Genomic DNA, 13128 nt, shown 5'->3' with positions numbered 1-13128 from the left:
AAATAGCTTCTAGATAATACTTCATTAGGACCTATGGTTACTAATTCTTGTACATATAATATTCTGGTACCATTTAAATGAAAGCCCTCGATAACAACATTAGAAAAATTTACAGGATCACGATTATCCAGTTTGATTAACACGGTTTGAGTGGACCTAACACCACTAACCGGATCATTAGCAATAGGTCCTGTTGATAGTACTGCCATTACGGCACTCCCTCCTTTCTGGAAAATACAGTTAATCAAGATTTCTTGTTAAACTGCTCTTTTTTATAATATGTTTCAACTATCTATTAAGAATGTGGTTATTACCCTGCATATATGTTGAATTTATGTTTCTGACTGCTCCTCTGCAACAACTCGTTGAACATCGATAATTGCACCACTTTCGTTTCTCCCCCAAACTGAAATCTCAGTGCTTATTTCAGCAAAACCGTCTGTGGTGAACACGAATTCATATGCATCAAAGTCTGCTCCAAAATTTCTCGTAATAACTTCATTGGGTGCAATAGATATTTCTTCTAGTACGTAGAGTGTTCTGAGACTGTTTAATTTGTAACCTTGAATATGAACAGAAGAAAAATTGATAGAATCACGGTTTACAATTTTGATAATAACCGTTTTAATTGTTCTGACACCACTAACAGGATCATTTGCAATGGGTCCTGTTGATAATACTGCCATTGAGCTATTCCCTCCTTTATTAAGTATTTTTCAAAAATTCAGATTAAAAAAATACAAAATTTAAAATTGGGAAAAGGTTAATAATTCCCCTTGTATTGTATTAATGATTGGTTTCATTTGATTGTTTGAATGCCCAAAAATTTTATATTGATTTAGCTATGATTTGATAGTTTTTGAGACTTCTAAATCCCTGCAAGATGCTCAAGGAAATTGGGATTAGCTCCACCACCCTTGCTTTTTTCGAAATATTAGTTATACTGATAAAAATTATTCAAGCATCGATGAGCGGGAGAGTAGTTAACGAGATCTAGTCCTCAGCGAGCCGGGAGAGTGTAAGCCGGTACAGATCCCTTTAATGAAGCGCACCCGTGAGATGGACTTCTGAACCTTAGTAGGAAGTCCCGGCTGAAGGCCGTTATCCCGTAAGGTGGCTGAACAACTTGTTCAGCAACGAGAGTGGTACCGCGAGCGCTAAAGCCCTCGTCTCTTTTGAGACGAGGGCTTTTTTGTATTTTCAAAGGAGGGTATACCATGTTAGATCAAATCATCAAAGACGGAATCAAGCACAGTGTACACCGTGTATTCAATACTTTAGGAGCTGACTATCCAGAGGACATTGCCATTCTGATCGAACAGCCAGCAAATCTAGAACATGGTGATTATTCATGTAATATCGCTATGCAGCTAGCCAAAACTCTACGTAAATCCCCAATGGTCATAGCAGAATTAGTGAAAGCAGAACTTCAATTCAAAGGGCGTTTCGCCGGTCTATTGCAAAAAGTTGAAGTCGCTGCTCCCGGATTTATCAATTTGTATATGAATTGGCAAAGCTGGGCTGAACATTCCTTTGAACTGCCTGCCAGCACTGGGGAAAAAGTCATCATCGAGCACACTTCTATCAACCCCAACAAAGCCGCTCATGTAGGTCATCTAAGAAACGCCTGTATTGGCGATACTCTAGTCAGAATTATGAAAAGAACTGGGTATAACGTAGAGGTCCATAACTACATTGATGATCTCGGCAATCAGCTGGCGGATACAGTTGTTGGATTATTAAATATACCTTTAGAAGGGGAACATCAACGTTTCGGTGATTTTTGCTGGGATCTTTATGCCAAAGTGAACAAAGAATATGCGCTGAACCCTGAGATGACACACAAGCGCACAGATATACTGCACTCCCTTGAACAAGGTGGCGGCAATGAAGCCTGGCTGGGCAACCTTGTAGCTGAACGTATCGTTAGAGAGCATGTAGAGGAAATGAAACATTTTGGGATTTATTATGATTTGCTGGTATGGGAGAGCAGTATTTTAAAAGAGGGATTTTGGGCAGCCGCAGCTGAGCTACTGAAGCAGACAGCCGTTTTTGTACAAGAGACTGAAGGTAAACTCGCAGGCTGCTGGGTGCTGAAGCAAGGAACAGAGGCTAACATTGGAGCGGATTCAGAGGAGCATCATCTCGATAAGGTGCTGGTGCGTTCGAATGGGATTTTAACGTATACAGCCAAAGATATTGCCTATCATCTCTGGAAATTTGGTCTTTTAACCAAAGATTTCTCCTATAGCGAATTCTCGTCCGGTTTATGGACAACAGGATTAACTGGAACCCAAGAGTCTTATGGGCAGGCGGACAGAGTCATCAATGTGATTGATTACAGACAGGAATATCCACAACAGATGGTTAAGCAAGCCTTAGGGGCACTAGGTTATAACGAGCAAGCAGACAAACTCCATCATGTGAGTTATGGTGTTGTATCTCTTAGTCCCGCCTCGGCTGCCGAGCTGGGTATAGATATTTCAGAAGGCAAATCTTCTTATGCTATGTCCGGACGACAGGGAATCGGGATTAAGGTAAGCGATCTGGTGGAACTCATGGAACAGAACATCGAACACTCACGTTCCGATAAAGACGGCCTCTCCAGCCGAATGATTGCCACTGCTGCGATTCGCTACTATCTGCTACGGTTTAATTTAGGAACGGAAATCGTGTTTGATTTCAAACAGGCTACCGAAATATCCGGCAATACCGGAGTTTATCTGATGTATACTTTTGCGCGTGCGACAAGCGTTTTGAGTAAAGCTACGATCCCAATCCTTACAGCTGCCGCACAGCTTCAGTTCCCTTCCAAATTGGAAAAAGCAGAGCTTGCGCTGCTAAGACAGCTAAGCCTCTGGCCGGAGATATTACATTCAGCAAGTATAGAGTTAACGCCAAATACGCTCTGCACTTACGCCCATACCCTAGCTACCCTGTTCAACAACTTCTATTCTGTATGTCTAATTCTAAAAGGCGATTCAGCCACGATCGAATTCCGCCTCTGGCTCACTTCAAGATTCAAGGACATCTTGGGAGATGTGCTCGAAGTGCTTGGGTTACCGACACCGAGCCGAATGTAAAAAACACAAAAAAAGGGCAATCTCCGCGTTAACGCGGAGATTGCCCTTCTATATATAATGTTACTTATAAATCTCTATCACATTTCCAGCTTCCGTGCTGAGACGGTCAAAGTCCGCACGCTTGATGCGAACACCACCGCTACGATAGCGGTTAGGTGTACCTTCTGTTTGCACTTCCGTACCGTTGATAGTAATTCGACTGATCTCACGACCTGTAAGATGATAGATAAAATCTACCTTAGTGCCTGCATATTCAAAGCTAAAGTGCATTCCATCCAGCGATTCCGGCAGAATCGGGTCAACAATTAAGTCTCCACCTTCCGTACGGATCCCCAGTGCATTCGAGATTAACTGGTTCATATAGATCCCAGGACCGCTGGAATAGATTCTCCAGCCACCTTTAACAGCTACGTCACCATTGCGCAGTTTATCGAAATTCTCCTGTGCCTCATAACGGGTGTTAAATTTACCATCCGAGCTACTGAAATAGGAGTTAGCTTGACGTAGTTCAGCGTTTGGCACCACATCGCGGATTCCGATCGGATTAATCGCTGCCAGACCCTTCCAGACCTGATCGGTTTTACCGAGCTTGGCCATAGCCTCTACATAACGGATATGTGCATGCACATACTGAAGTCCAATTTCCCGGCCAAAGTTAGCCGCTTGCTCCGCACGTTTGAAATGAGTGCTGACCCCGCCAACATATTGAGCTGGACGATTCATCAGACGTACACCGTCAGGGCAGAATAGTTTATCCTGAATGACATCATAGTGTGCTTCGGCCTGTTCCGGAGTAAGCAGCTCACTGATCATACTGCGCGTCATTGGCAGCAGACGGTACTGGATACCTGTTTCTGTGTCACTTGGGTGCACCATAAGCTTAATCTGCTCAGGGTCCTCCATATACAGGAAGCCAGGAATCACTTCGGATTGAAGCATATGAGTATGGAAATCCTTACGGATTCCTTCCACCATCGCCTTCAGTTCCTCTGCCTCAGCTTGATCAACTGAACGAAGTACCTCTGAGAACTGATTAAGTGTCTGATAGGTAAGCGCCACTGTCCAGCTGCTAACCATATACTGCTTCAGCTGTGGATTTGCAGGCTGGAGTGTATCATCCCAGTCTCCATCACCGTAAGAAGACAGATGTGTGTCATGCAGGAAATGATCCTTAATATAAGCAATTTCCTTCCGCGCATGATCCAGCAACGTCGCTTTTTCTTCTGTAAAGTCAAAGCTGTGCTTACGGGTATACGGCACTGTTGCTCCCAAGATGCTGTAATCCTGAGTTACTGCCAAGTAGTCTCCAAGCACCTTAAGCGGCCACACAATAATATCTCCATGGCTCTCTTCTTGTTGTATCTTCGTGTATTTATCAAACATGAACCATTGTGGCCAGTTGCCATCATCTTCATATTGATGACTATACAGCGTCAGCAAAATTTCACGAACCTGTTCGTATTTTTGCGTAGCCATGAAATATTCCACAGGTCCCTGACATACATCCCGTGTTCCCCAAGCAGCGCCACCATATTGCTCTAAACCATGTGGAACCGAATAGTGAACCAGCATGTTATGTGTGTACCACCAAGTCAGAGCATTAACCTTAAACAGTTCACCTTCTGTTCCGTCCCCAAGCGTCAGGCGGAAGCCATTCATCACACCAGCATAAAATGCGCGATAAGCAGAAATCTCTTCCTCAGCTGAACGATTTCTTGGAGCAAGTGACTTACCATCCAGAAGGCCTTGAATATTCAAGGTCCATTCACTGCTGGCAGACAGCTCCAGTACTGCTAACGGTGCTTCAGTTGGTTGAACAGGAGAGACAAGTCTACCTTCATCCTGCAGAGTTAACTCCGCACCCTGTACCTGTAATTTATACTGTAAGTCAGGATATTCACCAGCACTTAGTGCGCTTCTGTCAGCCGAGAAGATTACTGCTCCACCTTCTTGCTTAGATTGATATGGAAGCTCGTATTCGTTAACGTTCATGGTGATTTGATTAGTGACTAAATAACGATAAGCTCGTCCGCTTTCCGAACGCACATTCAGGAATATCTCTGGCGAATCTTCGGTGGTGTAGTTCGTAATAATGAAGCATTCACCATCTGTTCTGTAATACCAACGAGCATAGTTGAAACCAACCTCAAATAGAGAAGGCATGGTCAGCAAACGATATTCACCGTTCCACTCTACATAAATGCGTTGTCCTGAAGCTTTTGGAATGTTAAGCGCATTTCTTGGATTGGACATTAGCTTGTTAAAATTGGTATTTCCAATTACCACCTGGGAGTTAAAGATCCCGTACATATATGAAGTTGTTGTGATGACCTTATCATTAAGCCGAGCGTTATCCCCACTCATCAGGATATGGCCGTGTGGCCGTTCTACGCGCATTTCTTTCTCTTTTAATACTACGTGCTCATAATTCTCCGTGAAAAAGGAAAGTAGTGTGTCTCCTTCTCTCTCCTCCTGATAACGAACCGGAAACAAGACCTCGATCTCTTTCTCTGTCAGCGAATCTGCAGCCAGCGGTGCTCCCAGCTCCTTCGAGAAGAAAGAACGTTCAAGTGCTGCTTCAGCTTCTAAAGGTAAATCTTTAACAGCATCCCAAGCCGCAGCAATATCATTAGCAAATTCTAACGCAGTGATCGCTTCTGGATGATCTTGCTTAAACAATCCGTAGAACACAAACCGTGTTTCCCCGCTCAGCTTCACCCGTTCCGATTGCAGCGCAGTATATGCGAATTCATATTGATAGATTTCATTACTTAATTGCTCACGACCCAAGCTCTCTGGTTGGTTGGTTTCTTTATAGGACAGTCCAAAGAATTGAAAACCGTCTGTTGAGAAGCTTGTTGCCTTGGTAAGTGAACCCTGTTGCAGATATGGGAATTTCCCGCCCTGCGGCTGATTCTGTCTAGAGCAAACAACGTACCCGTTGGATTGATCCTCAAATACCGCATGATCGATATACTGTGACAGGTAAGCTTCATTACTGCGGACAGCGGCGATATCAGCAATCCCTACATCCTGTCCGTACACAAGATCTACCTCTGCATTTTGTCCAGTAAGCTTCACATCCCAGAACCAAGCTCCTCCTGCAGTAGGGGTGAAAATAACTTGATATTCTATATTTTCCGCAGTACCTTCCCAAACCAAACGGTTTCCAGCCTTACGTACAGTGCTTGAAGAATGAATGCCCAGCAAAGGAATGGCTTGAATGTTTCCATTATTGTGCACTCGCAAATATAGATTGGATAATGAACCATCCACAATGCTTGGCAGCAATTGATTGATCATTGTCCGTTCGTAGAGGACTTGGAACAAGTCCCCGCTGTTTGTAAAAGTGAAGGATAGATCCCCGGCGTTTAAACGGATGTTAGTATTCAAATTAGTAGTCATATTATACACTTCCTCCATTACGGCGTTACTGCCGTATATATTCTACTTATGCTAATGTTAAGCAAAAATCCCGTTCTTTAACCTCATTGCTGTTCGAACCGACGAATAATTTAAATCGTCCCGGATCGCTGCTAAAGCTTAGATCGCTATGATAGTAACGAAGCTGCTGTTCGGTAAGGGTAAAGGTCACTTCACGACTTTCCCCTGGTGAGAGGTTGATTTTGGCAAAATCCTTCAGTTCCTTCATCGGTCTGACGACCTCTCCGGAAATGTCTCGGATATACAGCTGCACTACCTCTTCCCCATCTACTTCTCCAGTATTGGTCACCGTAACTTTTATTTCAATAGGCTGATTTTCAGTCATGATTTCACCGGACAGAATTGGTTCACTATAGCTAAATGTCGTATAGCTCAGTCCAAAACCAAATGGCAAAAGCGGCTCATTAGGAATATCCAGATATTGCGAGACATAACGTTTGTCGGCACCCGGAGCATGTAAGGGGCGTCCAGTGTTGAAATGATTGTAATAGACTGGAATCTGCCCAACGGATACCGGGAAAGACATCGTTAATCTTCCTGAAGGATTCTCATCTCCATAAAGTAGACTGGCAATTGCCGCTCCGCCTTCACTGCCAGGGAACCAGGCTTCCAGAATAGCATCTGCATGCTCGTACACGCCGGCCAAGTCTAGTGGACGTCCATTAAACAACACCACCACGATAGGCTTATTCAGCTGTTTCAGACGTTGTAAAAGCTCAAGCTGCGCTTCCGGCAAACGGATATCTGAACGGCTGCCCGCTTCTCCACTCATCTCTGAATGTTCACCAAGCGCCAGTACAATCACATCAGCTTGCTTAGCAGCCGCTTCCGCCTCCAGCCACTGTTCCTCTGTAAAGCTATCGACTCCAGAACCTTCTGCAACAGTAATCTTACCCGCACCTGCCCGAGCTTGAAGTGCCGGTGCAAGACGGCTTGCCTCTTCCGTTGAACCCAACCACGACCACGGTCCAAGAATATCTCCGCTAGTAGCAAACGGTCCAATTAGCGCAATCCGTTGCTCTGCAGCAAGCGGCAGAACCTGATCATTCTTGAGCAGTACGCAGGATTTAGCCGCCAACTCACGCGCCGCATTTCGATGATCTTCACAGAAGATTACCTCACGCTCTTTCTCAACGTCAGCTCCGCGGAACGGATGCTCGAACAAGCCCAATCTTTGCTTCAATTTCAAAATACGAAGCACAGCTTCATCAATAATCTTTTCATCTACTTGTCCATCTGCAACAAGCGCCGGAAGCTGATGAACGTAACAAGCCGTCATCATCTCGATGTCTACACCAGCTTTGATGGCTTTAAGTGCTGCCTCAGCCTCATCCTCAGCGACACCATGTGGGATCAGTTCCTTCACTGCACCCCAATCCGAAATCAATACGCCATCAAATCCCCATTCTTCACGAAGCAGCTGGCGAAGCAGCTTGACGTTGCCGCTTATCGGAATCCCATCAATCGTATTAAATGAAGTCATGACCATTTCTGCACCTTCATCCAGTGCTGCACGATAGGCCGGCAGATAATATTCACGCAGCTGCCGTTCCGATAAATCCACCGTATTATAATCACGACCGCCTTCGGATAGACCATAGGCAGCAAAGTGCTTAATACAAGCCGCCAGACGATCTACATCACCAGTCAAGTCGCTTCCTTGAAATCCGCGCACAAACGCACGGGCAAACCTACCATTCAAATATGGATCTTCTCCTGTAGATTCCATTACTCTTCCCCAACGCGGGTCCCGTACAAGATCCGCCATTGGCGCATAAGTAACGTGCACACCGGAGACTGCCGCTTCTTTAGCCGCAATCTCGGCGCTCAGCTCTGCGCGATCCATATCCCAAGAGCAGCCAATTGCCAGCGGGACCGGAAAAATCGTCTTGAAGCCATGCACAATATCCGCCATCATCAGCAAGGGAATGCCCAATCTATTTTTGCGTAAATGGGCTTCCTGAACCGCAATGACTTGCGCTGCACCTGATAGACCAAGTACAGAGCCGCTGCTCTCGATCATGTGGTCCGTAATTCCCATGGATGCCATAGGGCCAGTGATTTGTCCTCCATCCTCTGCCCCTTCATAAAAATTAGCGGCTAGCTGCTGCAATTGTGCAATCTTTTCTTCAAGCGTCATCTGGTTCAACAAGGTAGTCAGTTGCTGCTCATTCATTTCAAATCCTCCATTGTTCAATTCTGCCGATGCCTATGAATGGAAAAACCCGTGTGCAAGAATTGCACGCGGGTCCTGTAGGTTCATTCCTACATGCATAGGGCGAAAGCTATTTTTTTAGATTGTTTAGTTCATCTAGAACCGGCTGAACGAGGGATTGTTTGCTCTTAACCCATTCTTTCCAGTTCGCCTCTAGATCGCCTGGTTTCAAAATCAGGTTAGTGTATTCTGTAGCATAATCAAAGGAAGCCTGATTTTTAGCCTTGGAATCATACAACTGGTAATCCCAGTCATATTCAGCCGTTGCTTTGTCTTTTAACGCAAGCTCAGCTTTTTCCTTGAACAGTTCTACAGAACGATCGCGATATTCTTTTTTGATCGCAGGGTTCACGACACTAAAGTCATCCGCCAAGACATACAGTCCTTCAAAACGGTTCGGATATTTCTTATCCAATGTTGTTCCTTCAGGGAGTAGGCTGATTAATTCGCCATTTTCGCCTTTTTTCCAATCTGTTCCTTCAAAGCCCAAGTTAACGGTCAATTGACCTTCTTTACTTGTTGTATATTCCATGAAGTCCATAATCCGTTCAAACTTCTCTTTGCTAATATCTGGCGAGAAGATTACAGCAGACCAGAAGTTAACTTGATCGAGGTTACGATATTTACCGTCATCGCCAAGTACAATAGCTGTGTGCACTAGGTCATCACTATTTACACCTAGGTTATCTTTCATTTTAACGTCCATGTCTTTTCTGTAAGAAGCCAAACCACCTAGACTCGTAATACCGGAAACACCGTTAACTGTGAACTTTTGGCCAGATTCGCCATTTTTCCAAGTATAAAACTCAGGGTGCAGTAATCCTTCTTTATAAGTAGTTTGAAGTTCTTTCAGTGCCGCTAATGTTTCATCGTTGGCTGGACCCCATTGGTATTTGCCATCTGCATCTTTATAGAATGCTGACTCTACTCTGGAGTGCACGCTATTAGCCATTACAATATTAGTCAAAGCATCGTTGATGTCATAAGAAATAGGAATGAGTTTATCTCCTACCTTGCCAGGGTCTTTCTCTTTAAGCAATCTAGCAAATTCCATCAGTTCTGTAGTAGTGTAGGCATCTTTCAATTCAAAACCAACGGCTTTAGCCCAGTCAGAACGCAGAGCAATTACTCCGATTTGGTTAATGAGCGGATCTGCCGGCTTGTTCTCAAAGTATACCGGTCTTGGCAGAACATAAGTGCCACCTACCGCTTTCTCCAATTCATCGCCAAGTCCTGTCAGCTTATAAGCGGCTGCTACATTCGGCCAGCGTTCTTTCCAGTCATCTGGCAGCTTGTACAGCAGCCCTTGATCAATGTAATTAAGCGCATCACCGTGAACATAGTTCCAGCTTGCTACGTCAGGAAGATCACCGGAGTTAATCCACAGGCGCAGCTTCTCAGCCCATGAATCCCATTCAATATAGTTGTAATCCCATTTAATATTGAACTTATCCGTAAAATATTTATGATACACGTTATCAAAATCAGATTCTGTTGTCTTAATGGTACTGGCTAACGAAATCTTCAACTCATCTTTATATCCATCTGTTGGATTGCCTGAATTTCCGCTATTAGCATTGTTGTCTGAGCTTGAGCATGCTGCCAACATGATTGGAGTAAGACATAAAACACCGGCAAGGATTGACTTTACAGATTTTCTTTTTAAAATATTCATTTTGTCCTCCTTAAATTGTGTGACTGACCCTCTTTTATATGGATAAATCATAAACCACTAGGTCTTGATAGCCCCTGTAAGTACCCCTTTGGCAAAGTGCTTTTGGAGCATTGGGAAGAAACACATAATAGGAACCATGGTAACGAATACTGCCGCCATTTTCATACCCATGGAGAATGATTGTTTACCCACTGCGTCAACACTTGTGGCATTCGATGCATTCACTTGGGCTTCCATAATGATAGATCGCAACACGTTCTGCAGTGGCATCTGATCCGCTTTCCGCAGGAAGATCATGGCGTCATACCACCCATTCCAGAAGGCTACTCCGTAAAACAATGTGATGGTAGCTACGATTGGAGCAGATAATGGCAGGACTACAGAGAACAGGATTCTCCATTCCCCAGCACCATCAAGTCGCGCAGATTCCATCAGGGACTCAGGCAGACTGCTAAAATAGTTCGACATCAGAATCAGGTTAAACGCACTGAAGCTTCCAGCCAGAATAACTGACCAAAGGTTGCCTGTCAGATGCAGATCCTTCATCACCAGATACAAAGGTACAATCCCGCCATTAAAAATCATTGTGAAGAGGACAAGCATAAAAATCAGCTTTTTACCCGGGAATTTATTGCGGCTAAGGCCGTAAGCCATACTTGTCGTTAAGAACAAGCTAAGCGGGAGTCCTAAGATTAAGATCTTAAAGGTATTCCAATACCCAGTCCCGATCCGCCCATCAGCAAAGAGTGCCCGATAGGATTCCAGTGTTGGGTTCTTCGGAAATAACATCATAGGGTTATCAGCGTATTCTTTTTGCGTAGAAAAAGAAATCATAATGACATTCCAGAATGGAATAAGAATGGCCAAAGCGCCTACACTCAGAATTACGAAAATCACATAATCCATAGCGGTCATTTTTTTATGGTCTTGCATAATGGTCAGCTTTTTTTTACTCATACATTTGCACTCCTTTCTTACCGGAATAAACCGTCTCCGCCCATAAGTTTGGCAGCTCTATCTGCCAGAATCAGCAGAATCATATTAACAAGTGAACGGAACAAACTGACTGCAGTGGAGAATGAAAAGTCTGTTGAGGACTGGAACGTGATTCGGTAGATATACACATCTAGTACTTCCGAGACGTTTTTCGTTGCAGCGTTGCTCAAGTTAAAGATTTGGTCAAATCCAGATGACATCAGGCCACCGACGGAAAGGATAAACATAATCGTAATCGTCGGAAGAATGTTAGGCAGAGTAATGCGGAACATTTGCTGCAAGCGTGTAGCACCATCAATCTGTGCGGATTCATATTGGTCTGTATCAATACCAGAAATAGCGGCCATAAAAATAATGGCTCCCCAACCTGCTGATTTCCAGATATCCGTAAGATACAACATTGGAACGAACATTTTTTCAGAACCCAGGAAGTTAATGCCTGTCCCGCCAAACATTTGAATGAGGCTGTTGACCAGTCCATCATAGGAAAGCACATTGATAACAACCCCGGATACTACGATCCATGACAGGAAGTTCGGAAATGTGAACACCGTCTGTAAAGCTTTTTTGTAACGATTCATGCGCAGTTCATTCAGCAGCAATGCCAATATGATTGGAAAAGGGAACTGAATAATCAGCTTACCGATGTTAATGGTTAACGTTCTCCATACGGCGTCAATAAAAGCCGGGTCACGGAACACATAGGTGAAATTCTCAAATCCGCTCCATGGGCTGCCCCAAATTCCTAAATTCGCTTTAAAATCTTTAAAAGCCAGAGATAGACCACCCATCGGCAGATAAGCGAATAGGAAAAGCCACACTAGTCCAGGAAGCACCAGAGTATAGACCATTCTGTTCTTCCAGACTTCTCTTAGGAACAGTTGGAATCTGCTGTCGTTCATTTTTTTAGCCGGTATTGCAACTTCGGATTTCAATTTGCATCTCCTCACTCTGCTTATGTCTTTTAGTTGTACAAGAAATCAAAGGTTGTCTTCAGATGTTCCTCCCAGAATCGCCATTCATGAGTTCCAGGGGTCTCAACATACTGAAATTCATAAGGGGTCGTCTCCAGGTAAGCAGCGAATTCCCGATTCATCTCCACAAACGGATCTTCCGAACCACAGCAAGTCAGAATCGAAGGCAGGTTACGTCGATCGTCGACCAATTTAGCGGCTAAAGCGTACAGATCCTGATCCGGCTTAATTTGTAAGCGTTTTCCAAAAGTACCCGCCATCTCCCTCGCCATGTCCTTGGACATTTGCGGATCGTTTAATCGTTTCTGGAGATCGGTAACTCCTGATAACGAAACCACTTTGCTGTAACGCTCGGGATAGGTAAGTGCACATTTCAGAGCGCCATACCCGCCCATCGATAAACCAGCGATATACGTCTTCTGCGGATTATCATCCAACCTCATCATTCGGCCACAAAGCTCGGGAAGCTCATGGGTCACATAGTGGAAGTAATCCAGTCCGTACTCCATGTCTGTATAATAGCTCCTGTTTACTTGGGGCATTATGACTGTACAACCATATTGACTTGCATACTGCTCAATAGTAGTCATCCTGTGCCAAGTACTGGCGTTATCACCAGCACCATGCAGCAGGTAGAGCGTTCCTCCAGACATGTTGCCTGAATCGACGGGGGAGATAATACTGATGGTCGTTGTCATTCTCAAAGTAGGAGAGCCTGTCTCAACTGTTAATAATGCCATG

At 44.4% G+C, this 13128-nt stretch carries 8 protein-coding genes and 1 other annotated feature; of the genes, 1 reads left to right on the top strand and 7 read right to left on the bottom strand.

Translation table 11 applies throughout. The annotated features are described in order from the left end of the window. Positions 1–332 precede the first annotated feature (332 nt). Positions 333–686: a hypothetical protein gene (locus MKY63_RS16195; RefSeq protein ID WP_076101005.1), complete on the bottom strand. Its 354-nt coding sequence runs from the start codon at positions 684–686 to the stop codon at positions 333–335. Between the two features lie 272 nt (positions 687–958). Then, positions 959–1177: a binding site (T-box leader), on the top strand. Positions 1178–1217: 40 nt separating this feature from the next. On the opposite strand from MKY63_RS16195, the gene argS reads away from it, so the two are divergent. Further along, entirely contained in the window at positions 1218–3083 is a 1866-nt protein-coding gene (argS, locus tag MKY63_RS16190) for an arginine--tRNA ligase (RefSeq protein WP_076106961.1), read from the top strand. A gap of 60 nt (positions 3084–3143) precedes the next feature. On the opposite strand, the gene MKY63_RS16185 is transcribed toward argS, so the two are convergent. From MKY63_RS16185 to MKY63_RS16160, 6 genes are all read right to left on the bottom strand, one after another. Continuing rightward, positions 3144–6488 carry a cellobiose phosphorylase gene (locus MKY63_RS16185; RefSeq protein WP_339809304.1) on the bottom strand — a complete coding sequence of 1115 codons (3345 nt, stop codon included), beginning with the start codon at positions 6486–6488 and terminating at the stop codon, positions 3144–3146. 46 nt (positions 6489–6534) lie between these two features. Continuing rightward, positions 6535–8703, bottom strand: a complete 2169-nt coding sequence (gene bglX, locus MKY63_RS16180; RefSeq protein WP_339809302.1) for a beta-glucosidase BglX — start codon at positions 8701–8703, stop codon at positions 6535–6537. A 109-nt stretch (positions 8704–8812) separates the two neighbouring features. After that, positions 8813–10417: an extracellular solute-binding protein gene (locus MKY63_RS16175; RefSeq protein ID WP_076129208.1), complete on the bottom strand. Its 1605-nt coding sequence runs from the start codon at positions 10415–10417 to the stop codon at positions 8813–8815. Positions 10418–10474: 57 nt separating this feature from the next. After that, positions 10475–11374, bottom strand: coding sequence for a carbohydrate ABC transporter permease (locus MKY63_RS16170; protein WP_036686985.1), 900 nt, complete (start codon positions 11372–11374; stop codon positions 10475–10477). A 17-nt stretch (positions 11375–11391) separates the two neighbouring features. Then, complete coding sequence (locus MKY63_RS16165) at positions 11392–12315, bottom strand: ABC transporter permease subunit (protein ID WP_036687012.1); 924 nt, start codon at positions 12313–12315, stop codon at positions 11392–11394. A gap of 62 nt (positions 12316–12377) precedes the next feature. Beyond that, positions 12378–13127 (bottom strand): alpha/beta hydrolase family protein, encoded by a 750-nt coding sequence (locus MKY63_RS16160; protein ID WP_339809299.1) that lies wholly within the window; start codon positions 13125–13127, stop codon positions 12378–12380. Position 13128: the final 1 nt, after the last annotated feature.

Source organism: Paenibacillus sp. FSL R7-0189 (assembly GCF_037969925.1).
In the GTDB taxonomy this organism is placed as follows: Bacteria; Bacillota; Bacilli; order Paenibacillales; family Paenibacillaceae; genus Paenibacillus_AQ; species Paenibacillus_AQ odorifer.
This window is presented reverse-complemented; position numbering and strand designations above follow the sequence as displayed.

Excerpts from the sequence above, each read along its gene's own strand:
- MKY63_RS16195 (WP_076101005.1), bottom strand. The coding sequence starts at position 686 with ATGGCAGTATTATCAACAGGACCCATTGCAAATGATCCTGTTAGTGGT.
- argS (WP_076106961.1), top strand. The coding sequence starts at position 1,218 with ATGTTAGATCAAATCATCAAAGACGGAATCAAGCACAGTGTACACCGT.
- MKY63_RS16185 (WP_339809304.1), bottom strand. The coding sequence starts at position 6,488 with ATGACTACTAATTTGAATACTAACATCCGTTTAAACGCCGGGGATCTA.
- bglX (WP_339809302.1), bottom strand. The coding sequence starts at position 8,703 with ATGAATGAGCAGCAACTGACTACCTTGTTGAACCAGATGACGCTTGAA.
- MKY63_RS16175 (WP_076129208.1), bottom strand. The coding sequence starts at position 10,417 with ATGAATATTTTAAAAAGAAAATCTGTAAAGTCAATCCTTGCCGGTGTT.
- MKY63_RS16170 (WP_036686985.1), bottom strand. The coding sequence starts at position 11,374 with ATGAGTAAAAAAAAGCTGACCATTATGCAAGACCATAAAAAAATGACC.
- MKY63_RS16165 (WP_036687012.1), bottom strand. The coding sequence starts at position 12,315 with ATGAACGACAGCAGATTCCAACTGTTCCTAAGAGAAGTCTGGAAGAAC.
- MKY63_RS16160 (WP_339809299.1), bottom strand. The coding sequence starts at position 13,127 with ATGGCATTATTAACAGTTGAGACAGGCTCTCCTACTTTGAGAATGACA.